The organism is Raineya sp. (assembly GCF_053497555.1).
Genome location: NZ_JBRCWE010000097.1, coordinates 1 through 24555, shown reverse-complemented (window position 1 = coordinate 24555; position 24555 = coordinate 1). Strand labels below are relative to the sequence as shown.

The window sequence follows — 24555 nt, the reverse complement described above, 5'->3', positions numbered from 1 at the left end:
TAAAATAAAAAGGGACGCAAAAATATGCGTCCCTTTTTATTTTATTACTGCAAAACCGCCGTTTGGGGGAATATTTCTTCTAAAATCTTGTATCGGTAGTCAAAAATATATTCCAAACGCTTACGCACAAAAAGAGCATTGGCTACTTTGCCTAAAAGCCCCAAAGGAATTTTATAGCTTACCAAGTCTTCCATTTCTACGCCTTCACGAACCTCGCGAAAATGGTGCTGATGATGCCAAAAGCTATACGGACCAAATCGCTGTTCATCTACAAAGAAATAAGGTTCTCTTACGTGAGTAATTTCAGTTACCCAGTTCATCGGAATACCCAACAAAGGACGCACTTTGTAGGCAATAATCATTCCTGCATACATTTTCTGTTCGGGGCTAATGAGTTTCACCTCAAAGCCCATATCGGGAGGCGTTATTTTTTTCAGATTGAAGGGTGAAGAAAAAAACTCCCAAGCCTCTTCCAAAGTTATTGGCAAAACCTGCTTACGATACAATTGATAAAGCATAAGTAGTACAAAGTAAATTTTTACTTTATACTACTTTTGCAACAAAAATGTTTTGCTATGAAGTGGAAAATCTATCCTTTTTTACGCATTTGCTCCAAGAAATCCCACATTTGTTCGGGTAAAGCGACAAGGTCATTAAATTCGCCTGCTCCTCTAATCCATTCACCGCCATCTATGGTAATTACTTCGCCATTGATGTAAGCAGAAAAGTCAGACATCAAATAAGCGGCTAAATTGGCAAGTTCCTGATGCTCTCCTACTCTACCCAAAGGAATACGATGCTCAGGCGAAAGTTTTTTACCCAAATCTGTTTCGGCAAGTGCAGGCGGAAACAAACGTTCCCAAGCCCCAGGCGTAGGAAAAGGACCGGGTGCAATGGCATTGAAGCGAATTTTATGTCTTGCCCACTCAACAGCAAGCGAACGTGTAAGAGCCAGCACACCCGCCTTGGCACAAGCCGAAGGTACTACAAAGCCCGAACCTGTCCAAGCATAGGTAGTTACAATGCTTAAAACACTTGCAGGAATTTGCTCTTTAATCCAATACTTGCCAAAAGCAAGGGTGCAGTAGTATGTTCCTTTTAGCACAATATCTACAACGGTATCAAAAGCCTTTGCCGAAAGCCTTTCGGTAGGACTGATAAAATTTCCTGCGGCGTTATTCACAAGTCCATTGACTTTACCAAAACGTTCAACACTTTGGGTAAGCATTGCTTCTACTTCCTCATATTTACGCACATCACAAGCAAAATAAGCAATATTGGTATTGTTGGTTTCGGAAGCGAGTTTTTGAGCGGCTTCTTGTAAAACCTCTATTTTTCGGCTTGTAATCACTACATTTGCCCCAAGTTCTAAAAAATACTTACTCATAGAATAGCCCAGACCTGTACCGCCGCCTGTAACTACTATGGTTTTGCCCGAAAGAGCATTTTCGCGTAACATTCCTTGTGTGTGCATAAGTAAAATCTTTTAAGTTTAGAAATTTGTTTTTTGTTTGATTTTCAAATATTTATGATGAAACCTCCCCAAAACAGGTTTGTTTCAATATTTTTTTGAATGAAGTAAATTAGCCAAGCCCTTGGTATTTATTCATTGAATAATTCTCTCAACTTTTGTTGCAAGAGTCTTTTATCGGGTAGTTGGGTTTGATATTCTGCCACCATTGTTGGTGATAAACTTCTACTCAAAGCATATTCAACAACTTCGCTGTCCTTATCTTTGCAAAGCAATATGCCTATGCTCGGATTTTCGTGAGGTTTTTTAATATTTCGGTCAAGTGCTTCTAAATAAAAATTAAGCTTTCCCAGATGCTCTGGCTGAAACTTATCTGCTTTCAATTCAATAGCAACCAAACATTGCAGAGAACGATGATAGAAAAGTAAATCTACAAAAAAATCAGAAAAACCTACCTGTAATTTATACTCTTCCCCAATAAATAAAAAATCTCTTCCAAGCTCAAGGATAAAATTTTTCATTTGCTTGACAAGCTCTTTTTGCAAATCTTTTTCGCTATGCTTTTCCGATAAGTTTAAGAATTCAAACACATAACTATCTTTGAGAGTGTTAGTGAAATTTTTTTCTGGCAAATTGAATAAATTTGAGGAATTACTCAGCATCGTTCTTTCAAATAGGCTTGCTGATATTTGCCTATCTAACTCTCTAACACTATAATTTTCTTGTTTAGCAAGTTTCAAATAAAATTCTCTCTCCTCTATGGTTTTACACCTTGAAATGATTATTAAATTGTGTGACCAACTTATTTCTCTCAACAGCGTTGAGAGTTGAGGTGTTTCTTTGTATGCCTCATAAAACTGCTTCATTCGCCAAATATTTTTATCTGAAAATCCTTTTATGCTTGGCTCGTTGGTCAAGATGTATTTTGCCAATTCAGTTACCACACCATCACCCCACTGAGAGCTTGAAACCTTTTTACTTACATACTCTCCTATATTCCAATATAGATTTATCAATTCAGCATTGACTGCTTTGAGAGCATTTTTCTGTGCTTTTTTTATCAATTGAACGATTTCAAAAAAATCTTTTTCCATAAAATTTAGTTTCAGGCTATCACTCCCGAACCGATTAGTTCGTTTTTTTCATACCAAACTACAAATTGTCCGGGCGTAATGGCTTGCTGAGCCTCTTGAAAAAGGATATACAGAAAATCTGCTTCTTGATAAAGTGTAGCCTTGCTCAATGGTTGTCGGTAACGAATACGAGCTAAGTACTCCCTTTTTTCGCCTACTTGCATACGCAAATCTTCACGAACCCAATGTACATCTGCATTTCGTACCCGCAAACCTTTTCGGTTGAGGGCAGGGTGGTCGTGTCCTTGCCCTACATAAACAATATTTTCTGCAACATCAGTAGCCAAGACGAACAAAGGTTTGGGCTTACCACCTACATTTAAGCCTTTTCTTTGCCCAATAGTAAAAAAGTGTGCCCCAATATGCTCCCCCACAAACTTGCCATCAGAGGAATGAAAATGATAGGCTTCGGTAAGTGTATGTAAATCATCGGTTTTGCCGTTCTGCTTAAAAATAGGACTATTTGCGTCAATTTCAATAATTCTACCTTTTTTAGGAGCAAGTTGTTGTTGCAAGAAGTCGGGCAGGCGAATTTTACCTACAAAACACAAGCCTTGTGAGTCCTTTTTTTCGGCGGTAATCAAATCTGCTTTTTTGGCAATAGCTCTCACCTCACTTTTTTTCAAATGTCCTATCGGGAAAAGAGCTTTGGCGAGTTGCTCTTGGGTAAGTTGGCAGAGAAAATAGCTTTGGTCTTTGTTTTCATCTCTGCCCGCCAGCAAACGATAAATCGTTTTTCCGTCTTTGCCAAAACTATCTTTCTGTGCGTAATGTCCTGTGGCTACAAAATCTGCTCCCAGTTGGAGAGCGGCGTTCAGAAATACATCAAATTTTATTTCTCGGTTACAGAGTACATCAGGGTTAGGGGTTCTACCTGCCTCGTATTCGGCGAACATATAATCTACAATTCGCTGTTTGTATTCTTTGCTCAAATCTAGTACCCGAAAGGGAATATTTAGCTTTTCGGCTACAATGAGGGCATCGTTGCTATCTTCTACCCAAGGACATTCATTGTTGATGACAACGCTTTCATCGTGCCAGTTTTTCATAAAAATTCCAATTACTTCATAGCCTTGCTCTTTGAGCAAATACGCCGCCACACTGGAATCTACTCCCCCCGACATTCCGACAACTACACGCATTTTTTTGCTAAGATTAAAATGATTTTCAAGATTTACAAAAATTTAGTTTCCTAAACCACCTAAAAAACGTTCAAAAATAACGTTTTGTTGAACATTCTGCAAAAATATTTATTCAGTTGGCATTATGGACAAAACCCTTTCTATTTTTATGCTTGTTGTTGGCTACTCAAAACAATATCCCACATTTTACTCTTATTACTTGCATTTTGTAAGATTTTGAATATTTTTTTTGATTTTTTTTTGTTTTTGAGAAAAAAAAACAAGTTCTTTGAAAAAAAATGTTCAATTCTTTCACAATTTAATTTTGTTTTTATGAAAAGACTATCCCAAATTTTGCTTTTAGTGGTAGCTATTGCTATGGTAGCCTGCAAAGGAAGCCCCAAAGATTTAATTGCTAGAAAATGGGTAATTGATGTTGAGGCTTTGAAAAAAGAAAGTGAAAAAGAAGGTAAAAAAATCTCTGATGCTGAAATGAAACTTGCCGAAGAAATGATGAAGGATATGTATTTTGACTTCAAAAAAGATGGTTCTTTGGAGGCAAGTATGATGGGGCAAAAAGCCAAAGGCACTTGGTCTATCAGTGATGATGGTAAAAAGTTGAAAATGAAAATTGAAGGTGAAGACAAAGAAAGTGAAATAGAAGTTCTTGAACTCACCAAATCCAAAATGGTAGGCAAAGGCAATAACCAAACTTTAGCCTTCAAAGCCGCCAACTAAGTTTCAAAAAAGCCTTATTCTTTAACCCAAAAGCCCTGCCCAAGCAGGGTTTTTTATTGCTTCAAGAAAAAATTGTAATTTCTGTACTAAAAAATTTATCTTTGCGTTCAGAACTAAACTTTATTTGTTATGGCAACCAAAAACACAAGTGGTATTGGTGGTTTGTTCAAAATTGTAGTTTCAGTAGCTGTCATTGTTTTGATAATCACGATTATTTCAAGTGCTTGCAAGCGTATAGATGCAGGACACGTAGGGCTGGTTGTAAAACTCTACGGCTCGGAGCGTGGCGTACAAGATGTTACAGAAGCCACAGGTTGGGTGTGGTACAATCCTTTTACTACCCAAATTTATGAATTTCCTACTTTTGTACAGAATGTAGTTTTTACTCGCGATGCCACCGAAGGTAGCAGAAGCAATGAGGAATTTAGAGTAACTACCAAAGACGGATTGGTAGTTTCTTTTGATGTTTCTATGAATTACCGTGTTGCCCCCAATAAAGCCGCAGAAATTTTCAGAAAATACAGAAAGCCGCTGGAAGAACTGGATAAAACCGTAATGCGTAACTATATGCGTGAGGCTTACAATAAAGTTTCGGGCAAATACACCGCCGAGCAACTCTATGAAAATAAAATCCAATTCCAGAACGAATCGGAAGCAGAAATCAAAGGGTTTCTGGAAAAAGAAGGCTTTGTGGTAGAGCAAGTTGTATTGCTTAATGAATTGCGTTTGCCACAAGGCGTAGTAGATAATATCAATGCCAAAATCAATGCCCGCCAGATTGCTCTCAAAAAAGAACAAGAAGTGGCTCAAGAACGTGCCGAAGCCCAAAAAGAAGTAGAAAAAGCCAAAGGCTATGCCGAAGCTATGCGTATTCGTGCCGAAGCCGAAGCCGAATACAATCGTAAATTGGCAGAGTCTATTTCAACCAATCTGATTGAATACGAAAAAATCAAGAAGTGGAATGGACAAACTCCCCAGTACGTAGGAGCAGGCGGCGGTATTATTGTTCAACCTAAATAAGTTTTCTTGCTAAATTTACATAGTAGAAAACAAGATTTTGAAACACTAAAATTTAAATCTTCGTATTGTTTAGGTCTAATTTGTAGGATAGAAACAAGAAGCAAGAAACAGGATTTAAACGGAGTAAAACTTTTACTTCAAACTCTTAAACCTTTGAACTTTTTAAATCTAAATCATTACAAATATTCAAACTATTCAACCTTTGAAGTTTTATTCCCTAACCTTTTAACCCCTTGAACCTTAAACTTCTATGAGTAAGAAAAAGAAATCTGCGAAAATTATTTGGTATCTGATAGGAATTGTGGTTGTTTTAGTGATTTTATCTATTTTTTTGGGTGGCAATAAGAAAAAATTGGAGCAAGTAGAAATTGCAGAAGTCAAAAGTGGAATAATAACCGAAAAAGTGGGGGCTTCGGGCAAAGTTCAGCCTGTTACGGAAGTGAAATTAAGCCCTGATGTTTCGGGTGAAATTACAGAACTATATGTAAAAGAAGGCGATTCGGTGGTACAAGGGCAATTACTTTTGCGTATTCGCCCCGATAATTATGAGCTTGCCGTACAACGCTCTCAGGCAACACTCAACAACAGCCGTGCCGCTTTGGCTCAGGCAGAAGCTCGCAGGTTGCAGGCAGAAGCTCAATTTACACGTAGCCAAGCCAATTACGAAAGACAAAAAAAGCTATTTGAACAAAAAGTAATTTCTGAATTAGAATTTGAACAAGCTACTGCCGAATACAAAGTAGCTCAGCAAGAACTGGAATCTGCCAAGCAAAATGTAGTAGCGGCACAATTCAATATTCAGAGTGCTTCAGCTACCGTCAATGAAACTATCCAAAATCTTACGCGTACTTCTGTGTATGCCCCTATGAGTGGAGTGATTTCCAAACTTGCCGTAGAAAAAGGCGAGCGGGTAGTAGGAACTGCTCAAATGGCAGGCACGGAACTCTTACGCATTGCCAACCTCAATGAAATGGAAGTGCGTGTTGATGTCAATGAAAATGATATTATTCGGGTTTCGCTGGGCGATACGGCTGATGTAGAAGTAGAAGCCTACCGAAATCGCAAATTCAAAGGCATTGTTACAGCCATTGCCAATACCGCCAATCCTACGGTTTCTGCCGAAGCGGTAACAGAATTTCAGGTGAAAGTGAAAATTTTAAGCGAATCGTATCAAGATTTGAAAGCCAAAAGTGGCAGGCTCTCGCCTTTTCGTCCGGGTACAAGTGCCAGCGTAGAAATTATTACGCAAACCAAAAGAAATATCCCCGTAGTACCTCTTGCGGCGGTAGTTGCAAAAAGCGAAGAAGAAGTAAAGAAACAAACTACCAAAGGCAACTCGGAAAACAAAACTACCCCAAACAACACCAAAGACGAAAAGAAAGGCAAAACTGAAAACGAAAAGAAAGAGTATGTTTTTGTTTATGATGAAAAAACTAAAAAAGTTAGTTTACGTGAAGTAAAAACAGGCATCAGCGATTTTGAAAATATTGAGATTGTTTCGGGCTTACAAGTAGGCGAAAAAATTGTAACAGCCCCCTTCCAAGCCATTGATAAAAAACTTAAAGATGGCGATGAAGTGGAACTAAAAAGCAAATAAATTGCTATTGTGTTGTCGCACTAAATGTTTGCCCATAGCGAATTTGTCCGTTTATTTTTGTGTAATACCGAAAATAATATGTTGTACGAGGCTGTAAGTTTTGTACCGTAAAAGTTCTTAAAAACTGACTATTACCACCCAAACACACCAATAAAAAATCATCAGCTAAAAATTCAGTAATTTTACCAATATGGCTACTTTCCGAAGGGTTGGGCTGGCTGTGGTAAAAGAAGCCATATTCTATAAGCCCATAGTTATTGAGTGCAATATCATCACAATCTTCTCCCCAATCAATCACGTAATCAAAGGTAATACTGGTGACAGTTGAGGAAATATTTGCAATGCTTCCCCAATTGAGTTCAATTTCTTGCAAATTACCCCAAATAAGTTCATCATTTTCCTGCAAAACATAACTTTTCACAAAAACTTTCTTGGGTTCAATATTTATGGGGTTGGGATTTTTGAAAAGCAAATCTTCATCGGTATAATGTAAGGTAAGAAACTCTGCTCTACAAGAGTCTGAGTTGTAAGTACATACTTTTTTTGAAAAAGTTTGCAGTTGAGAGCTATCCCCAAGACTTACCACAAAACCAAACTCTCGGATAGGCTTTTTGGGATTGTAATCTATCAGATGTGCTTTCAGAATAAGCGTACTATCGTTTTTTTCCTCCACAGGAAGCGTAAGAAGCATCACCTTTCGCTCCAAAAAAGGTTTGCAAGTGGAAAGTAGTAAGCCAAGCAAAAAAAGATGTAAAAAGTGTTTCATAAGCGTTCATAATTTTTGTGTTAGAGTTTGCAGAATTATACTTGCAAAATTTAAGATTTTTGAGCAAAAAAGCAAATAAAAAATGTTAATTTTGAGTTAAATTTTGTTTTATTCAATGGAACTGCTTGCTGATTTTATTCAGAAATATGCCGAAATTCATACTTCACCTGAAAATGATGTTTTGAAGGAACTCAATCGGCAAACACATCTAAAAGTTTTGATGCCTCGTATGCTTTCAGGGCATTTGCAGGGGCGTTTTTTGGCAATGATTTCGCAAATGCTTGCTCCCAATCGAATTTTAGAAATAGGCACTTATACAGGTTATTCGGCTTTGTGCCTTGCAGAAGGTTTGCAAGAAAACGGCAAACTCATTACCATTGATAAAAATGAGGAGTTAGAAGATTTTGCCAAAAATTTTTTTGCAAAAGCAGGTTTTGAGAAAAAAATTGAAATGCTTATTGGTAATGCTTTGGAAATTATCCCTACACTCCAAGAAACTTGGGATTTGGTTTTTATAGATGCCGATAAGCTCAATTATGCCAAATATTACGAAATGGTTTTACCCCAAGTACGCAAAGGCGGCTGGATTATCGCTGATAATGTGCTTTGGTCGGGCAAGGTAGCTGATACGCAATTTACGGATAAAGATACAGAGGCTCTGCGAGCCTTCAATAGCCTTGTACAAAACGATACAAGGGTAGAAAACTTGCTTCTACCCTTGCGAGATGGTTTGATGATTGCAAGAAAACTGTAAATTTTTACAAATAACTTTATATCATTTGGGCTTTTAGCCGAATAGTTTTAACTTGAAGCAAAATTTTCGCAATCTACAATTCTTACAGCTATGGGAATTCTTTTCAACAAAACCAAAATCATTGCAACTCTCGGACCTGCTACAAATACCAAAGAAAAAATCCTCCAACTCGCACAAGCAGGCGTAGATGTATTCAGGCTCAATTTTTCTCACGGCACTCACGAAGGGCATCAGGAAGTTATCAATCATATCAGGGAAATCAACCGAGAATATGGCTTAAACTTGTGCTGTTTGCAAGATTTGCAAGGTCCTAAAATTCGCATTGGAGTAGTAGAAAACAATGGCATAGAGCTAGAAGAAGGGCAAGATTTCACCATTACCATAGACGAATTGCTTGGCAACAAGCAAATGGTAAGCACTGTGTATCAGTTTTTGCCCAAAGATGTCAAAGTGGGTGAAACGATTTTGCTTGATGACGGCAAAATAGAACTCATTGTTACGGGAAAAAATGAAAAGCAAGTCTTCACGAAAGTTATTCACGGCGGTTTGCTCAAATCTAAAAAGGGTATGAACTTGCCCCAAACCGAAGTATCCTCGCCTTCACTCACCGAAAAAGATAGCGAAGATGTACTTTTTGGCTTGGAAAGTAATTTGGAATGGATTGCTCTTTCTTTCGTAAGAACTGCCACTGATATTTTGCTCTTGAAGCATTTGGTTCAGCTCAAAGGCAAAAATCCTAAAATCATTGCCAAAATTGAGCGTCCCGAAGCCATTGAAAACATTGACGAAATCATCAAAGTTGCCGATGGTATTATGGTAGCTCGTGGCGATTTGGGCGTAGAAATGGACGCAGAGCTGGTACCTCTTTTACAAAAAATGATTGTTGAAAAGTGCCAAAAAGCCGCAAAACCTGTTATCATTGCTACGCAAATGATGGAAAGTATGATAAACAGCCCACGCCCTACCCGTGCCGAAACCAACGACATTGCCAATGCCGTAGTAGATGGAGCTGACGCCCTTATGCTTTCCGCTGAAACAGCCACAGGTTTGTACCCAATGCAGGTTATTCGCAGTATGGCAAAAACCATTCAGTACGTAGAAGAACGTGTAAAAAAATTATATCACAAAAATTTAGAAGTAGATAGAAACTCCAAAACCTTTTACAGCGATAGCCTCATTGCGGCGGCTTGCAATTTGGCTCGCCAAACAGGTGCCAAAGCCATTGTAGGTATGACCAATTCGGGTTATACAGCCTATCGCTTGGCAAGCCATCGTCCCGAAGCTGATATTTTTATTTTCACCAGCAACGAACCACTAATGAATACACTCAACTTGGTTTGGGGTGTCAGAACACTTTTTTATGATAAGTTCATTTCTACTGATACCACTTTCAAAGATATTATTGATATTCTCAAAGAAAAAAACTACGTAAGCGAAGGCGATGTGGTTATTCAGCTTGCCAGTATGCCTATTGAAGAAAAACAGCGAACCAATGCTATCAAAATTAGTATTGTGAGCTAATTTGTAGTATGGAAACAGGAAATAAGAAGCAGAAAACAGAATTTAAGGCATTGGATATTTAGGCGGAATAAAATTTCACCTAAAACGCTTGAACCTTAGACTTTTTGAACGTAAATAACTACGTTAATTTTTAGTTCAAAACAAGTATAAAAAAAGCGACAATATCTTTTAAGGATATTGTCGCTTGTACGAATATGCAGATGTAAATAATTACAAAATTTTACTTGTTCATTCCTTTCAAATACCTATCCAGAAACTGCTCCTGTTCCCACAATACGTGTAAGATACTTTCTTTGGCGGCGTAGCCGTGGCTTTCGCGAGGCAAAATCACCATTCTTGCCGTACCGCCTAAACCTTTTATAGCCTGAAAGAGCCTTTCTGTTTGCAAAGTAAAAGTACCTGGGTTATTATCTGCCTCTCCGTGAATGAGCAAAATAGGCTTTTTGATTTTATGAGCGTTCATAAAAGGCGACATTTTGTTATACACTTCGGGAGCGTCCCAATAGTTTCGCTGTTCGCTCTGAAATCCAAAAGGTGTAAGCGTACGATTATACGCACCACTGCGAGCCACACCACACACAAACAAATCGGAATGTGCCAGCAAGTTGGCTGTCATAAATGCCCCGTAAGAGTGCCCTCCAATGGCAACTTTGGTTCTATCTATGTAGCCCAAATTATCTACGGCATCAATGGCGGCTTTGGCATTGGCAACCAGTTGCTCAATGAAAGTATCGTTAGGCTCCTGACTGCCCTCTCCTACTATCGGAAAAGCCGCATCATCTAATACTACGTAGCCTTTGGTTACCCAATAAATAAATGAGCCATAATTGGGGAAAGTGAATTCGTTTGGATTTTGGTTAGATTGCCCTGCGGTTTGCATATCTTTGTACTCGCGTGGATACGCCCATATCAACAAGGGCAATTTTTCTTTTTTGTTTTCATCATAACCCAAAGGCAGATACAGCGTTCCTGAAAGCTCTAATCCATCATTTCTTTTGTATTTGATTACCTGCTTCTTGACATTCTTGATGCTTTCAAAAGGATTGGGCGTGAAAGTAATTTGCATAGGAGCGATACGCTTTTTATAGTTTCTCAAAAAATAGTTTGGATACTCGGTCGGGGATTGAATTTGCACCAAAGCCACACCTGCTTTATGGTCTTCAATGGAAATAATATCCTCTTTTTTATCAGTAAAAGCCGACTGATACAAACGTTGCTTTTTGAGTGTTTTCAAATCCAGTTCATCAATAAACGGAAACTGCCCTTTGGGGCTGAAACCTTCGCCTATGAGAAATAATTTGTTGTTTTCTATAGCCAGCACTTCTTGCCCAAACTGATTGGTTTGGGTACTGAACCTGCCTGGGTCGTTGTAAAGGTCTTGATAGTTTCGGTCAGAAATGATGCGAGGCGTTTGGCTTGGCTGAGAAGGATTGATAAGGTAAGTTTTCTGATTACGGCTATCATACCAAGAATCATACACTATGGCAAGTTGCTCATTGCCCCAAATGATACCCGCAAAACGCTGTTGAGTTTTTGCAATAGAAATAGGGGCTTTATCAAAAGGAGCTTGCCACACAAAAATTTCATCTCGGTAATCTACTTTTTTAGCAGGGTCGCCCTCGTCAAGAGCCTCTACAAAGTATAAAGTTGCAGGCATATCATCACGCCAAGCCATATTTCTTTTACCCTTACGAACTGCCGAAAAACCTTTGGGGATAATTTCGTTCAAAGGAACTTCATTTACAATTTTTACCAAATTGCCTTTGTTATCATACACTTTGCTTGCCTGCGGAAATCGGCTGTAAGGCACAAGATACGAAAATGGCTTTTGTAGGCTGGTAAGCATTAAATAATTGCCATCAGGCGAAAAAGACATACCCACATAGAGTTCCTTGTCCTTAAATAAGGTTTTTGTGCCGCTTGTATGCACTTTGAAAAGTTGGGAGCTAAGCAAACTTTCAAAATTTTGCTCATCTACTTTATTTTTAAGCAAATCCTGAAAGGTTCTATTTTGTGAGGCTTTGCCTTCGGCTACGGAAACAATGGGTCCTTTGGGGGTTTCCTTCGATTTATCAATGAGTTGGGGACGTGGCTCGGGGATAAACTTTACAAGCAAATGCTCACTATCTTTGTACCAAACAAAAGGATTCCCTACACTTGCGTTCAGGGTAGCTTCCGTAATTTTTTGAGCTTGGGCAGTGCTAACATCTATCCACCAAAGTTCTACACCTTTTTCCGTAGTATTGGCGAAGGCTATTTTTTTGTAATCAGGCGACCAAGTGATAAAAGAGATTTTGGCATTGGCGGGCAAGCCTTTTACAGGAGTTGGTTCGGCTTTTACGTCTTTTACTTTCCTGATTTTAAGATTTTTGACATAGTTCATTGTAGAACTTGCAAATAAATTGGGATTGATACGCAAACCTGCCAGCCTCAATTCATCTTGGTTAAGTTCGTCTAAACTTTTGTAAGTATCGCGATAGAGCAAAAGCATATAGTTTTTGTCCTTGTCCATACTGATAGCAGGCGGTCTTTCGTAGTCGGCTAATGCCAATATCGGAGCAGAGGGTTTCTGATAAGTTACATCTTCTTGGGCAGAAACTTGAAAAACATTTATCAAGCCCCAAAATAGTAAGAGGATAAGCGATTTCTTTTGCATTGCTTTGTAAGATTTTAGTTTCTTTTCAAAACGTTTTCATAAGCAATTTAGTACATTGCCCAAACAATTTGCCAAAGAATGTGTTATTTTGAGCAAAAAAAGTATGAGCAAAAAAAGTATGAAAATGCGTCAGATAGGTATTTTTTTAATCTTGCTGATTGTTTTTTTTTGAAGCAAAAGCCCAAACGAATTGGCAAGTAAAAGATGCCCAAATCAATTTCAAAATTAAAAACTTTGGAAGCTATGTAAATGGCTCTTTGGGTGGCTTGGAGGCGAAAATTTACTTTTCTCCTGAAAACTTGGCTCAAAGCACTATGGAAGCCTCTGTAAAAGCCGAAACTATCAATACAGGCAACAAAAGTCGTGATAAACACTTACGCAAAGATGATTATTTTGATGCAGTGAAATTTCCGTTTTTGCGAATGAAATCCACAAAAATTATCAAAGAGAAAGAGCAATTTGTAGGCTATTTTGAACTCACCATTCGCAACAAAACCCAAGAAGTGCAAATGCCTTTTCGTTTTGTACCCAATGGCAATGAAGCAACTTTTTCGGGTAATTTCAGCATCAATCGCAGAGATTTTGGCTTAGGAGGCAAAAGTTGGGTGCTTGGTGATGAAGTAATTGTAAATATTGAGCTAAAAGCTCAAAAATAGTAACTTTTAAGTCTGATTTGTGGTAAGGAAACAGAATTTTTGACAATTGATTCAAAAAAAATGAGCGTTCAAATCCTTAAAGGTTTGAACGCTGAAATTTTTGAATGTAAATAATCAACTTTTTTTGTTTCTTGTTTCCTTCCTCCTGCATCCACTTTTACATTATTCCCAAATGCACTCTAAACATTTTGATGGCAATAGCAAGCAAAATTACCCCAAATACTTTGCGAAGCACATCAGTACCTGCTTGTCCGAGTTTGCGTTCTATCCAGCCCGAAGCCTTCAAGACGGCATACACTAAAACCAAATTCAGCACAATGGCTATCAGAATAGAAACCTGCTGATATTCGGCACGAAGCGAAAGAATAGTTGTCATTGTGCCTGCCCCTGCAATAATCGGGAAAGCAATAGGTACAATAGAAGCCGAAGAGCCATTACCCTGCATTTCGCCACGGAAAAAATGAATGCCCAACACCATTTCCAAACCTAAAAAGAAGATAACTAATGCCCCTGCAATAGCAAAAGAAGGGGTATCCAGTCCTAAAACTCGCAAAATGCTTTCTCCCAAAAAAAGGAAAGCAATCATTATCAAGCCTGCTACAAAAGTAGCCTGCGTAGCGTGTAATGCACCTGTACGCTTTTTCAAATCAATAATAACAGGCACAGAGCCTAAAATATCAATCACTGAAAATAAAATCAGCGATACGGTCAGAATTTCCTTAAAGTTCAACATAGCTAAAACTCGTTTTTTTCGTTCCTAACGCAAAATTACCAACAAATTTCTTGCCAAACAAAATTTTGTTCTAAATTTTTAATGATAAAATTTGCAACTTGGAAAAATTCAATAAAAAGATTAAAAAAGTGCAAACGTAAATTCAAAAAATGTCAATTTGTCAATAAATATACTTTTCAAAATACAATATTAAAACTCGCATTAAAATCTGAAATAGAAACCAAAAATTTTGTATAAACAAAATTTTATTTTGCTTAAAATTTTATTTTTTTGCCCTTAAATTATGCCATTAGTCAGATTTTGACTTTTTTTGTCAAAAGTAATGTTGTGAAAAGACAGAAAAACACTTATTTTCAGTTCAAGCAATTTCGTATAGACCAAGCCCATACCGCTATGAAAGTAAGCACAGAGGCTTGCATTTTGGGTGCTTGGGCTTTTACAGAAAATCCACAAAAAATTTTGGACATAGGCACAGGTACAGGCTTGCTCTCGCTGATGCTCGCCCAACGCTTCCCTAATAGCCAAATTGAAGCCGTAGAAATAGAAAAAGATGCCTTTCGGCAAGCCCAACAGAATATTTCACACAGCCCTTTTTACGCAACTATTCACCTTCATCATACTTCTATTCAAGATTTTGCCCAAAGTTCAAAAGCATCTACATACGACCTAATAGTTTGCAATCCGCCTTTTTATGCCAATTACTTGCAAAGTCCTGATGAAAAGCTCAATATGGCTCTGCACCAAAATAGCCTTCCATTGGAAGATTTAGCCGAAGCAATAGTGCTTTTACTCGCATCACAAGGCAGAGCCTTTATACTACTCCCTCCATTTTTTATGGAAAAGTTTTGCCTTTGGGCAAAAAGAAAAAATCTTTTTCCGCAGAAAAAGCTACATATTTTTCACAGCCCCAAACACCCAATACTGCGTGAAATTGCGGCTTTTGGATTTTATGAAAGTAATCTTGTGAGCGAAAATTTATTTATCAGAAACGAAAAAGACGAATATACCAATGAATTTAAGACATTGCTCAAAGATTTTTATTTGCATTTTTGAAAAATACTTGTTAGTTTGAAAAGGTTTTAAGTATCAAAATATTATGGAGCAAATCATTCAAAAAATTAGCAGGCAACGAGAGGCTTACCTGCAAAGCCTTTCCAAAATTCAGGAAAGACACCAAACTTGGCTTCAAGGCACCAAAAACTTGCTCATTGAGGCAATGGATAAAGTTATCAAGGCAGTTCCTCTGGAATGGTACATAGGCTTACAAGAGTACAACGACCACGCCCCCCAAAGTATCAATCTGGAAGCGGTTTCTTTGCATCTCAAAAATACTTACAGCGGTATTTTGCTCAAAACCATTGATAGTGTCAAATCTTACATCAAATATGGCGGTATGTTGAGCTATGCCCAAACCTACAACCGAACCATTACCGCTACTATCTATTTCCCTTATATTGAGCAATGGGTTGAAAAACGAGAGCCTATCGTACTTGGAAATTTTGAACCCAAAGATTTCAGCGAAGTGCTTATTTTAAGCCATATTGAGGAATTTATGCAAGAAATGACTGCTTGGGAAAGCAACAAACGTGAGCCTATCGGATTTGATTTTGCCCGAAATATGGAAAAAGTAAAAAAATAGCGTAGTTGTTTGTTGTATAGAAACAGGAAGCAAGAAGCAGGAAACGTTTTTGAACACAAAAAGCCACGATTTTTCTAAATCAAACATCAAAGCCTTGGAACTAAAAGATAATTACTTTCATTTGGAGAGCATTAGCCCCGAAGAATTAGATATCTTGCTTTCGCAAGGTTGGCGGCATTTTGGCACATACTTTTTTCGTCTTGAAAGCTCATTTTTAGAAAGCAATAATGAATTTTTACCCGTAAAAGTGATACCCTTGCGTATTTTTTTACCCCACTTCCAACTTTCTAAAAGTCAGCGTAAAATTTTGAGAAAAAATGAGCAGTTTTCTATCAAAAGGCAGTTGGTAAGCCTCAACCCCGAAAAGCATCTCTTGTTTGAAAAACACGCCTTGCGTTTTTCAGAACATAGCCGCCCTATGTCTTTATACAACTTCCTTTCAGAAACTCCCGATAGTACGCCCCTACCTACGTATGAGATTGAAGTTTGGGATAAAGAAAAGCTAGTAGCTTGCAGTTTTGTAGATATTACCCCCAAAGCGTTTTCAAGCATTTATGCTATGTTTGATACCGACTATTTGGAACATAGCTTAGGAATTTTCACACTCCTAAAAGAAATAGAATGGGCAAAAGAATTGGGCAAAACGTATCTTTATTTGGGCTATGCTTACGATAGAAACTCTTTTTATGACTACAAAAAAAGATTTTCAGCCCTTGAAAAACTCCAATGGGAAAGTTTCAGTTGGGTGAAATTTCAAGAAACAGAAGTAAAGTCCGAAAACTAACTTTTCACGCTACCCATAGCATACGCCGCTCCTTCGGCTTTGGGAACGCCCCCCTTCTTTTCAAGGGTGATAATGAATTTTTGAGGCTTTTTGAAACATTTGACAGGCGAAAATTTGCCCCAATCAAATACACCTGCGTCCCAGATGATATTATCATCTGTCAGTGCCCAAAGTTGATATTGTTTGTCTTGGGGCGGCTGAGGCAGTGAATTGGTAAAAATATAGGCTTTGTTTTCTTTTTCGTTCCAAAAAACCGTAGCATAAGACCTTGGAGCTACCTCTTGCAAGCCCTCCAAGTAAGTAATATGATAATCAGGATTTTGCAATAAGGCAAGTTCTTGCTCAATGGTTTTGTATTGGGTTTGCAGGGCTGTAATTCTTTTTTCCCCTTCCATATTTTGGGCTTGGGCAATGGATAGCTCCCTCTGTGTTTCTTTAAGGTTTTGGTACAACTGCACATTCAGCAAAGCACTGAAAGCCAGTAGCATCAAAGATGCCACCAAGCCATACTTCCACTTTTGTACCGAAGGAAAAGGCACCGTGTAGCCATCGGAGCTATGATTTGGCTTCAATTTAGCCTGTACATTTTCAGTATCCTGAATTTTTTCAAAAACTTTTTGTTTGAGATGAGCAGGTACAGGCACTTCGTATTGAGCAACATATTCATTCAAAGCATTTTGCAGGCTTTCCAATTCCTCTCTAATTTCAGGATACAAAGCCGCCATACGCTCCACTTCTTGCTTTTCTTCTTCGGTGGCAATACCCAAAACATACACACTCAATATGCCTGATTCTATAAATTTTTGCACTTCCAAGGCAGTAAATATTTTGAATTCAATTCAAAAAGTATCTTCTTTCAGCAAATTGCGTAAAAAATCTAAAGCGTTTTTGGCTCGGGTCTTTACGGTACCCAGTGGTATTCCCAATTTTTCGGCAATTTCCGATTGGGAATAGCCTTCAAAATACATCATTTCAATAATAACTCGGTGTTCGGGTTTTAGTTTTTGTGTTAGCTCTCCTATGCCAATGAGTTCGGATTGATTCAGCGTATCATTATCTGCTTTCTTGGCAATATTTTTCAAATTTTCGGCTTTGTATTTGGCTTCTTTGGCTCGCAATTTATCAATAGCAGTATTTCGTAAGATATTTAGTAGCCAAGTAAAAAGTTTGCCTTTGGTACTATCATAATTTTGAATATTTTGCCAAATTTTCACAAAAGCTTCTTGCAAAGCATCTTGAGCCAACACTTCGCTTTTCAGGATTTGCAGAGCAACTCCATACATACACGAAGCGTAGTGGTCGTACAGATACTCCAAAGCCTTTTCATTTTTGGCTTTGAGTTGAACAATCAACTCACTTTCTATCCAAAATGTTTTTTCTTTTTCCAAACCTTGCAAAAACTTGATATTTGCACGTAAATTAAACAAACATTTTGGTAGCAAGCAAATTTTTTAGGCGGCTTTCTGCGAAAGATGCCTTACAAGCACTCTTTTTGCCACAGGCAAAAGTGTTTCTTGCAAAGGATACGGCACTTTTGCCACAATCAGGTACGTAGCTGGGTTAGGCAGTTTGGAATACTTACGAAGCAAAGCGAGTTTTAGATTTTCAAAAGTTTCAAAAAGGCTTTTTTGGATTGTTTCTAAATAGTGCAAATGAATGGCTCGGTAAGGATTTTCCAAGTTTTCAAAGATAGAAACCTGATACTCATACACTTGAATATTTTTCAAAATTTCCTCGTAGAGCATCAAATAGCCTTCTTCCTGATACAAGGGGGCAATGCCTACCAAAGAAAGTTCTAAACGGCTTTCTACATAATCGTAAAGATTTTTGCCTTCTTTGAGCAAATTGCGAAAGTTGGGAATAGCAAATTCTACAATTTCTTCCAACGTTTGCATAATTTCGTCATCATCTACCAAAATTTCGTATTGCAAACGCAACTTTTCAAAATCTGCTTGTGTGATTTGTTTGGGGAAATTCTGACGCAAAAGATGTTTGCCTTCTTTGAAAGAAAGCAGATTTTGATAATGAAAAACCAAATCCGAAAGATAAGGATAAAGCCGAGTAGCCTCAAACTCATTCTGAACATTTTTCAGATACGCCAGCAGTACATATTTTTTGTACTCAAAATCTATAAGTCCTTCGGTAAGCCAGTTGTGAGCTAAACTTTTCATAAGATTTGTGTATTTGGTTTTTGGAAAATATCAAAAAATGCCTTGCATAAAATACTAAAAAAATCTCAAATCTCCAAATGAAATTTCAAAATTTATGCCAAAAACAATCAGTTTCAAGGTTTCTCCCACCATTCTTTAATTATAGTGCAACAAAATTCTTTTTGGGAAGTTTATGCTATAAATCTTTGAAAATCAAAAAAAATCAAATCTTGTAAAACTTGATAGTCGTTTTAATCTCGGCATACAAGACAAGGTTTTCCTAAAAAATTTTGCAAAAATCAATAAAAACATTTTTTTTGCTAAAAAAATCAGCGAAGCATTTATGGGAATAGAACTAAGTAAAGGAAACAAACTCAACCTTACCAAAAAAGAACCCTCACTCAAAAAAATTATGATAGGCTTGGGCTGGGAAGTTTTGCCCGGCTCTACCATAGATTTAGATGCTTCGGTATTTATGATTGGCGAAAATGGCAAAATCCCTGCCGATGAGTATTTTATTTTTTACAACAATCTGCAATCGCCTGATGGCTCACTGAAACATACAGGCGATAACCGAACGGGCATAGGCGATGATGATGACGAAATGATTCTTGCCAATTTGCCTGCGGTAAATCCAGCTATCAAAGAACTCATTGTGGTAGTGAGCATTCACGAAGCCGAAGCCCGCAAGCACCATTTTGGTTTGCTCAAAAATGCCTACATTCGTTTGGTTGATGTAGAAAATAGCCGAGAAGTTGTACGCTTTCGTTTAGATGAAAATAATGCCTCTTTTACTGAAATTGAATTTGGTAGGCTGAAAAGAGAAGAAGACGGCTGGCATTTTATTGCAACAGGCATAGGAACAGCCATTGGCTTACAAGGATATGTAGATAAATATGTTTGAACCTAATCTAAACTTATCAATCAAAAAATCATAGTTTATGGCAATATCACTCAAAAAAGGTAGTTCATTCAACCTTACCAAAAAAGAACCCTCGCTCAAAAAAATTATGATAGGCTTGGGCTGGGAAGTAAAAGCAGGCAATGCTTTAGATTTGGACGCTTCGGTATTTATGATAAATGAAAGAGGCAAACTGCCCAGCGACGAGTATTTTGTTTTCTACAACAATCTGCAATCTCCTGATGGGGCTATCAAGCACACAGGCGATAACCGAACTGGCGTGGGCGATGAAGATGATGAAATGATTCTTGCTAATTTGGACGCTGTAAGCCCTGCGGTGAGCGAAATTTTAGTTATTGTGAGCATACACGATGCCGAAAGCCGTAAGCATAACTTTGGTATGCTTTCCGATGCTTACATTCGCATTTATGATGTAGAAACCAAACGTGAAATTTTGCGTTATGATTTAGATGCCGACTACCCCACTTCTACTGATGTAGAATTTGGAAGGCTCAAACGCGAAAATGGCGAATGGATTTTCACTGCCACAGGCATAGGCGGCAACAAAGGTCTGCAAGGCTATGTGGATATGTATGCATAAAGGAAATGGCTTGTATGGCAAGGTTCATTAACCCTTATACAGATTTTGGTTTCAAAAAACTTTTTGGTGAAGAGGCAAATAAAGACTTGCTCATTGATTTTTTGAACCAGCTCTTACCTCCTCATCACCAAATTGCGGATTTAGATTTTCGCAACTCCGAAAGCCTTGCCGAAGTTTCTGCTGAAAGAAAAGCCATTTTTGATATTCATTGCAAAGCTGTATCAGGCGAGAGGTTTATTGTGGAAATGCAAAAAGCCAAAGTTAAATTTTTCAAAGATAGAAGTCTTTTTTACATAACTTTTCCCATACGCGACCAAGCCCAACAAGGCGAATGGAATTTCAGGCTTGAACCCATTTATTTTGTAGCCATTCTTGATTTTGAGTATGACGAAAACGAAGAAAAACGCAAGTTTAGGCGAGATGTAGCCCTCAAAGACCAAGACGGCGACCTTTTCTTTGATAAACTCCATTTCAAATTTTTGCAAATGCCTTTGTTTCAGAAAAAAGAACACGAGCTGGAAAGCAAATTTGATAAATGGTGCTATTTTTTGAAAAATTTAGAAAATTTTGACCATATTCCAAGCATTTTGAATGAACCTATTTTTCAGAAAGCCTTTCAAACAGCAGAACTTGCCAATTTAAGCCCTGAGCAACGTGAAAAATACGAAGAAAGTCTTATCTATTACCGAGATTTGAAAAGTGTTTTGGAAACGGCTGTGGAAGAGAAAAGCATAGAAATTGCTAAAAATCTAATTTCGTTAGGTTCTGATGATGATTTTATTGCCAAAGCAACTGGATTATCGCTAATAGAAATTCAAAATTTGCGTCAAGAAGTAAAAAAACGCAAAACATAAAGCAACAAGAACATCACAAAATTCACAAGGTTTTTTCGGATTTTTTCGGAAAAACCTTTTTATTTGCAAAAATAAACCCAAACAAACAAACGTATGTTCAAGAAAATCCTGATTGCCAATCGTGGGGAAATAGCTTTACGTATCATACGCACCTGCAAAGAAATGGGCATAAAAACCGTGGCAGTATATTCTACGGCTGATAAAGAAAGTTTGCACGTCAGATTTGCTGATGAAGCGGTTTGCATAGGACCCGCCCCCAGCAAACAATCTTACCTCAACATTCCTGCTATCATTGCCGCCGCCGAAATTACCAATGCCGATGCCATTCACCCTGGATATGGATTTCTTTCTGAAAATGCTCTTTTTTCTAAAACTTGCCAAGAACACAATATCAAATTCATCGGGGCTACCCCCGAACAAATTCAGAAAATGGGCGATAAAGCTACCGCCAAAGCCACAATGAAAGCCGCAGGCGTGCCTACGGTGCCTGGCTCCGATGGCATTATTGAAGACCTTGCAGAAGCTAAAAAAATTGCCAAAAAAATCAAATATCCCGTTATCCTGAAAGCTACCGCAGGCGGAGGCGGGCGTGGTATGCGTATCGTACACAAAGAAGAAGATTTAGAAAAAGCTTGGAACGATGCCAAACTGGAAGCAGGTGCCGCCTTCGGGAACGATGGCTTGTATATGGAAAAATTCATCGAAAGCCCCCGACACATAGAAATTCAGGTATTCGGCGACCAATTCGGCAATGTCTGCCACCTTTCGGAAAGAGATTGCTCTATCCAACGCCGTAACCAAAAACTCATTGAAGAAACCCCCTCGCCACTACTTGACGAAAAACTTCGTGAAAAAATGGGGCAAGCCGCTATCAAAGGGGCAAAAGCTATCAATTATGAGGGTGCAGGCACTATTGAGTTTCTTTTGGATAAAAATGGCGATTTCTACTTTATGGAAATGAATACCCGCATACAAGTAGAACACCCCGTTACAGAAGCCGTTACAGGTTGGGATTTGGTAAAAGAGCAAATTAAAGTTGCGGCAGGAATACCTATTTCAGGGAAAAATTATTATCCTTTGGCTTATTCTATGGAGTGTCGTATCAATGCCGAAGACCCTGGAAAAGATTTTAGACCTTGTCCAGGCAAAATTACCAACTTACATATCCCTGGCGGAGCAGGTGTGAGAGTGGATACGCACATTTATTCGGGCTATGTGATACCCCCCAACTACGACTCAATGATTGCCAAAGTCATTGTAACGGCTCAATCTCGTGAGGAGGTGATTGTCAGAATGAAACGAGCTTTGCAAGAGTTTGTCATTGATGGTGTTAAAACCACCATTCCACTACTTATTCGCCTAATGGACGACCCCAATTTCCAAAACGGAAAAGACTTTACAACGCAATATATGAACAATTACGATTACTCTGGCTTGTAAAATATTTACGACTATGTACACCAATCAAGCACTACTCGCCCAAGAACTGCAAGAAATAGAAAATGCAGGTCTTTTCAAGAAAGAACGCATCATCACTACCCCCCAAGGGGCGGATATTGTTGCCAATGGCAAAGAAGTTATCAACTTTTGTGCAAACAATTATTTAGGGCTTTCTTCGCACCCCAAAGTGATTGAAGCCGCCAAAAAAGCCTTGGATACACACGGCTTCGGTATGTCTTCGGTGCGTTTTATCTGCGGAACGCAAGATATTCACAAAGAATTAGAGCGTAAAATTTCCGAGTTTTTAGGCACCGAAGATACCATTCTCTACGCAGCCGCTTTTGATGCCAATGGCGGTGTATTTGAGCCTCTTTTCAACGAACAAGATGCTATCATTTCTGATGAACTGAATCACGCCTCTATTATTGACGGCATTCGTTTGTGCAAAGCCCAACGCTTCCGCTACAAACACAACGATATGGCAGATTTGGAAGCTAAATTGCAAGAAGCCCAAAATGCTCGCACCCGTATTATTGTTACAGATGGCGTATTTTCTATGGACGGCACCATTGCCCAACTGGATAAAATCGTAGAACTTGCCGAAAAATACAATGCACTCATTATGATTGATGAGTGCCACGCTTCGGGATTTATGGGTAAAAATGGCAGAGGCACTCACGAATACAGAGGCGTAATGGGGAAAATAGATATTATCACAGGCACACTCGGCAAGGCTCTGGGCGGTGCTATGGGCGGTTTTACGAGTGGGAAAAAAGAAATCATTGATATTTTACGCCAACGCTCTCGTCCTTATTTGTTTTCTAATGCTCTTGCTCCTGCTATTGTAGCGGCTTCTATTGCGGTTTTGGATATGCTTTCCGAAACTACCGAATTGCGAGATAAACTGGAACGCAATACCAAGTATTTCCGTCAGAAAATCAGTGAAGCAGGTTTTGATATAAAACCGGGCGAACACCCCATTGTACCTATAATGCTTTATGATGCAGTGCTTGCACAAAAATTCGCTGAAAGGCTTTTGGATAAAGGCATTTATGTTGTTGGCTTCTTTTACCCCGTAGTACCCAAAGGGCAGGCTCGCATACGTGTACAGATTTCTGCCGCTCACGAATTGCACCACTTGGATAAAGCTATCCAAGCCTTTACAGAAGTAGGTAAAGAGTTAGGTGTTTTGAAAGGATAACGAATATTAGGAAACAGGAAGTAGAGCTTCAAAATTTTGAGCTTTTTTCAATCCCAAGAGGCTTTCTTTAGGGCTTATATCTTGCTCCTGCTTCCTGTATCCTGTTTCTGTATATTTTGCCTCTAACCCAAACTTTATATGAAATATTTTTTACGTTATTTTTTCAGAGGCTTGCTCTTTGTAGTTCCTGTAAGCATTACGGCTTATGCTTTGTATTTTGTCGTAAATGCTTTGGACAAACTTTTTCCCTACTTTCAGGTGCCCGGTTTGGGGGTAATTGTAGTAGTAGTAGGCACAACCTTGCTGGGTTACTTGGGTTCGGCTTGGCTCACAAAGCCTATTTTGCAATTTTTTGATAAAATCTTAGAGAAACTACCTTTTGTACGTATCATTTATTCTTCTATCAAAGATTTAACTTCTGCCTTTGTAGGCGAAAAGAAAAAGTTTGATAAACCTGTACTCGTACAAATTTCACAAGATTCTAACCTCAAACGTTTGGGCTTTATCACGCAGGAAGACCTTAACGAGTGGGGGCTGGACGAAAGTTTTGTAGCTGTGTATATCCCTCACTCCTACAATTTTTCGGGAAATTTGTTTATTGTGGAAAAAAAGTTTATCACACCTCTTGCCAGCAGTGGAGCAGATATTATGAAATTTATTGTTTCAGGTGGAGTAATTGATTTAGACGAAGGCGAAAAAAAGCCTGAATAAACGCTTTTCTTTTGTAACTCCCAAAGTAGATTTTGAGGTTGTTTAGGATTTATTTTTTTTGATAATTCTTCGGATAAAAATGACCATAAAGGATAAAATTAACAAATT

At 38.3% G+C, this 24555-nt stretch carries 25 protein-coding genes; 15 read left to right on the top strand and 10 right to left on the bottom strand.

Annotated elements, in window-relative coordinates; translation table 11 throughout:
* Positions 1-44: 44 nt before the first annotated feature.
* From ACWITO_RS12565 to mnmA, 4 genes are all read right to left on the bottom strand, one after another.
* Positions 45-518: an SRPBCC family protein gene (locus tag ACWITO_RS12565; protein WP_448530346.1), complete on the bottom strand. Its 474-nt coding sequence runs from the start codon at positions 516-518 to the stop codon at positions 45-47.
* A 71-nt stretch (positions 519-589) separates the two neighbouring features.
* Positions 590-1474 (bottom strand): SDR family oxidoreductase, encoded by an 885-nt coding sequence (locus tag ACWITO_RS12560; protein ID WP_448530345.1) that lies wholly within the window; start codon positions 1472-1474, stop codon positions 590-592.
* A 128-nt stretch (positions 1475-1602) separates the two neighbouring features.
* Entirely contained in the window at positions 1603-2565 is a 963-nt protein-coding gene (locus tag ACWITO_RS12555; RefSeq protein ID WP_448530344.1) for a PDDEXK nuclease domain-containing protein, read from the bottom strand.
* Between the two features lie 11 nt (positions 2566-2576).
* Complete coding sequence (gene mnmA / locus ACWITO_RS12550) at positions 2577-3746, bottom strand: tRNA 2-thiouridine(34) synthase MnmA (RefSeq protein ID WP_448530343.1); 1170 nt, start codon at positions 3744-3746, stop codon at positions 2577-2579.
* Positions 3747-4058: 312 nt separating this feature from the next.
* Between mnmA and ACWITO_RS12545 the strand changes: the two genes are divergently transcribed.
* The 3 genes from ACWITO_RS12545 (at position 4059) to ACWITO_RS12535 (ending at position 7080) form a co-directional block, all read left to right on the top strand.
* Positions 4059-4463 (top strand): lipocalin family protein, encoded by a 405-nt coding sequence (locus ACWITO_RS12545; protein WP_448530342.1) that lies wholly within the window; start codon positions 4059-4061, stop codon positions 4461-4463.
* A 129-nt stretch (positions 4464-4592) separates the two neighbouring features.
* A complete protein-coding gene (locus ACWITO_RS12540) occupies positions 4593-5483 on the top strand; it encodes an SPFH domain-containing protein (RefSeq protein ID WP_448530341.1) in 891 nt (296 codons plus the stop codon).
* 250 nt (positions 5484-5733) lie between these two features.
* Complete coding sequence (locus ACWITO_RS12535) at positions 5734-7080, top strand: efflux RND transporter periplasmic adaptor subunit (protein ID WP_448530340.1); 1347 nt, start codon at positions 5734-5736, stop codon at positions 7078-7080.
* Positions 7081-7084: 4 nt separating this feature from the next.
* Here the strand turns inward: ACWITO_RS12535 and ACWITO_RS12530 are convergent, their stop codons facing one another.
* A complete protein-coding gene (locus tag ACWITO_RS12530; RefSeq protein ID WP_448530339.1) occupies positions 7085-7846 on the bottom strand; it encodes a hypothetical protein in 762 nt (253 codons plus the stop codon).
* A 115-nt stretch (positions 7847-7961) separates the two neighbouring features.
* Here ACWITO_RS12530 and ACWITO_RS12525 point away from each other — a divergent pair, with 115 nt between their 5' ends.
* Positions 7962-8600, top strand: coding sequence for an O-methyltransferase (locus tag ACWITO_RS12525; RefSeq protein WP_448530338.1), 639 nt, complete (start codon positions 7962-7964; stop codon positions 8598-8600).
* 90 nt (positions 8601-8690) lie between these two features.
* Positions 8691-10121 carry a pyruvate kinase gene (gene pyk, locus ACWITO_RS12520; RefSeq protein ID WP_448530337.1) on the top strand — a complete coding sequence of 477 codons (1431 nt, stop codon included), beginning with the start codon at positions 8691-8693 and terminating at the stop codon, positions 10119-10121.
* Positions 10122-10341: 220 nt separating this feature from the next.
* Here the strand turns inward: pyk and ACWITO_RS12515 are convergent, their stop codons facing one another.
* On the bottom strand, positions 10342-12777 hold the full coding sequence (locus ACWITO_RS12515; protein ID WP_448530336.1) for a prolyl oligopeptidase family serine peptidase: 2436 nt from the start codon (positions 12775-12777) through the stop codon (positions 10342-10344).
* A gap of 158 nt (positions 12778-12935) precedes the next feature.
* On the opposite strand from ACWITO_RS12515, the gene ACWITO_RS12510 reads away from it, so the two are divergent.
* Positions 12936-13433, top strand: coding sequence for a YceI family protein (locus ACWITO_RS12510; RefSeq protein WP_448530335.1), 498 nt, complete (start codon positions 12936-12938; stop codon positions 13431-13433).
* 157 nt (positions 13434-13590) lie between these two features.
* Here the strand turns inward: ACWITO_RS12510 and ACWITO_RS12505 are convergent, their stop codons facing one another.
* A complete protein-coding gene (locus ACWITO_RS12505; protein ID WP_448530334.1) occupies positions 13591-14166 on the bottom strand; it encodes a MarC family protein in 576 nt (191 codons plus the stop codon).
* A gap of 327 nt (positions 14167-14493) precedes the next feature.
* Between ACWITO_RS12505 and ACWITO_RS12500 the strand changes: the two genes are divergently transcribed.
* From ACWITO_RS12500 to ACWITO_RS12490, 3 genes are read left to right on the top strand one after another with little or no spacing between them, the layout of a single operon-like run.
* A complete protein-coding gene (locus ACWITO_RS12500) occupies positions 14494-15219 on the top strand; it encodes a tRNA1(Val) (adenine(37)-N6)-methyltransferase (protein ID WP_448530333.1) in 726 nt (241 codons plus the stop codon).
* A 43-nt stretch (positions 15220-15262) separates the two neighbouring features.
* On the top strand, positions 15263-15805 hold the full coding sequence (locus tag ACWITO_RS12495; protein ID WP_448530332.1) for a hypothetical protein: 543 nt from the start codon (positions 15263-15265) through the stop codon (positions 15803-15805).
* Positions 15806-15854: 49 nt separating this feature from the next.
* Positions 15855-16589, top strand: a complete 735-nt coding sequence (locus ACWITO_RS12490) for an arginine-tRNA-protein transferase (RefSeq protein WP_448530331.1) — start codon at positions 15855-15857, stop codon at positions 16587-16589.
* Here ACWITO_RS12490 and ACWITO_RS12485 read toward each other — a convergent pair.
* The 3 genes from ACWITO_RS12485 to ACWITO_RS12475 are packed head-to-tail and all read right to left on the bottom strand — an operon-like array spanning position 16586 to position 18760.
* On the bottom strand, positions 16586-17398 hold the full coding sequence (locus ACWITO_RS12485; protein ID WP_448530373.1) for an anti-sigma factor: 813 nt from the start codon (positions 17396-17398) through the stop codon (positions 16586-16588). The genes ACWITO_RS12490 and ACWITO_RS12485 overlap by 4 nt on opposite strands.
* 30 nt (positions 17399-17428) lie before the next feature.
* Positions 17429-18016, bottom strand: coding sequence for an RNA polymerase sigma factor (locus ACWITO_RS12480; protein ID WP_448530330.1), 588 nt, complete (start codon positions 18014-18016; stop codon positions 17429-17431).
* A 24-nt stretch (positions 18017-18040) separates the two neighbouring features.
* Positions 18041-18760 (bottom strand): hypothetical protein, encoded by a 720-nt coding sequence (locus ACWITO_RS12475; RefSeq protein ID WP_448530329.1) that lies wholly within the window; start codon positions 18758-18760, stop codon positions 18041-18043.
* Positions 18761-19082: 322 nt separating this feature from the next.
* Here ACWITO_RS12475 and ACWITO_RS12470 point away from each other — a divergent pair, with 322 nt between their 5' ends.
* The 6 genes from ACWITO_RS12470 to ACWITO_RS12445 all read left to right on the top strand — a co-directional run bounded on the left by ACWITO_RS12470 (position 19083) and on the right by ACWITO_RS12445 (position 24447).
* The gene (locus ACWITO_RS12470) at positions 19083-19643 is read left to right on the top strand and encodes a TerD family protein (protein ID WP_448530328.1); all 561 of its coding nucleotides are present in this window, start codon (positions 19083-19085) and stop codon (positions 19641-19643) included.
* A gap of 37 nt (positions 19644-19680) precedes the next feature.
* Entirely contained in the window at positions 19681-20241 is a 561-nt protein-coding gene (locus ACWITO_RS12465) for a TerD family protein (RefSeq protein WP_448530327.1), read from the top strand.
* A gap of 14 nt (positions 20242-20255) precedes the next feature.
* A complete protein-coding gene (locus tag ACWITO_RS12460) occupies positions 20256-21095 on the top strand; it encodes an Rpn family recombination-promoting nuclease/putative transposase (protein WP_448530326.1) in 840 nt (279 codons plus the stop codon).
* A 93-nt stretch (positions 21096-21188) separates the two neighbouring features.
* Complete coding sequence (gene accC, locus ACWITO_RS12455) at positions 21189-22535, top strand: acetyl-CoA carboxylase biotin carboxylase subunit (RefSeq protein ID WP_448530325.1); 1347 nt, start codon at positions 21189-21191, stop codon at positions 22533-22535.
* A 13-nt stretch (positions 22536-22548) separates the two neighbouring features.
* On the top strand, positions 22549-23736 hold the full coding sequence (gene kbl, locus ACWITO_RS12450; RefSeq protein ID WP_448530324.1) for a glycine C-acetyltransferase: 1188 nt from the start codon (positions 22549-22551) through the stop codon (positions 23734-23736).
* Between the two features lie 138 nt (positions 23737-23874).
* Complete coding sequence (locus ACWITO_RS12445) at positions 23875-24447, top strand: DUF502 domain-containing protein (protein ID WP_448530323.1); 573 nt, start codon at positions 23875-23877, stop codon at positions 24445-24447.
* Positions 24448-24555: the final 108 nt, after the last annotated feature.

Bases quoted from the DNA above. Each gene is read 5' to 3' on its own strand.
- ACWITO_RS12565 (WP_448530346.1), bottom strand. From the start codon at position 518: ATGCTTTATCAATTGTATCGTAAGCAGGTTTTGCCAATAACTTTGGAA.
- ACWITO_RS12560 (WP_448530345.1), bottom strand. From the start codon at position 1,474: ATGCACACACAAGGAATGTTACGCGAAAATGCTCTTTCGGGCAAAACC.
- ACWITO_RS12555 (WP_448530344.1), bottom strand. From the start codon at position 2,565: ATGGAAAAAGATTTTTTTGAAATCGTTCAATTGATAAAAAAAGCACAG.
- mnmA (WP_448530343.1), bottom strand. From the start codon at position 3,746: ATGCGTGTAGTTGTCGGAATGTCGGGGGGAGTAGATTCCAGTGTGGCG.
- ACWITO_RS12545 (WP_448530342.1), top strand. From the start codon at position 4,059: ATGAAAAGACTATCCCAAATTTTGCTTTTAGTGGTAGCTATTGCTATG.
- ACWITO_RS12540 (WP_448530341.1), top strand. From the start codon at position 4,593: ATGGCAACCAAAAACACAAGTGGTATTGGTGGTTTGTTCAAAATTGTA.
- ACWITO_RS12535 (WP_448530340.1), top strand. From the start codon at position 5,734: ATGAGTAAGAAAAAGAAATCTGCGAAAATTATTTGGTATCTGATAGGA.
- ACWITO_RS12530 (WP_448530339.1), bottom strand. From the start codon at position 7,846: ATGAAACACTTTTTACATCTTTTTTTGCTTGGCTTACTACTTTCCACT.
- ACWITO_RS12525 (WP_448530338.1), top strand. From the start codon at position 7,962: ATGGAACTGCTTGCTGATTTTATTCAGAAATATGCCGAAATTCATACT.
- pyk (WP_448530337.1), top strand. From the start codon at position 8,691: ATGGGAATTCTTTTCAACAAAACCAAAATCATTGCAACTCTCGGACCT.
- ACWITO_RS12515 (WP_448530336.1), bottom strand. From the start codon at position 12,777: ATGCAAAAGAAATCGCTTATCCTCTTACTATTTTGGGGCTTGATAAAT.
- ACWITO_RS12505 (WP_448530334.1), bottom strand. From the start codon at position 14,166: ATGTTGAACTTTAAGGAAATTCTGACCGTATCGCTGATTTTATTTTCA.
- ACWITO_RS12495 (WP_448530332.1), top strand. From the start codon at position 15,263: ATGGAGCAAATCATTCAAAAAATTAGCAGGCAACGAGAGGCTTACCTG.
- ACWITO_RS12475 (WP_448530329.1), bottom strand. From the start codon at position 18,760: ATGAAAAGTTTAGCTCACAACTGGCTTACCGAAGGACTTATAGATTTT.
- ACWITO_RS12470 (WP_448530328.1), top strand. From the start codon at position 19,083: ATGGGAATAGAACTAAGTAAAGGAAACAAACTCAACCTTACCAAAAAA.
- ACWITO_RS12465 (WP_448530327.1), top strand. From the start codon at position 19,681: ATGGCAATATCACTCAAAAAAGGTAGTTCATTCAACCTTACCAAAAAA.
- ACWITO_RS12460 (WP_448530326.1), top strand. From the start codon at position 20,256: ATGGCAAGGTTCATTAACCCTTATACAGATTTTGGTTTCAAAAAACTT.
- accC (WP_448530325.1), top strand. From the start codon at position 21,189: ATGTTCAAGAAAATCCTGATTGCCAATCGTGGGGAAATAGCTTTACGT.
- kbl (WP_448530324.1), top strand. From the start codon at position 22,549: ATGTACACCAATCAAGCACTACTCGCCCAAGAACTGCAAGAAATAGAA.
- ACWITO_RS12445 (WP_448530323.1), top strand. From the start codon at position 23,875: ATGAAATATTTTTTACGTTATTTTTTCAGAGGCTTGCTCTTTGTAGTT.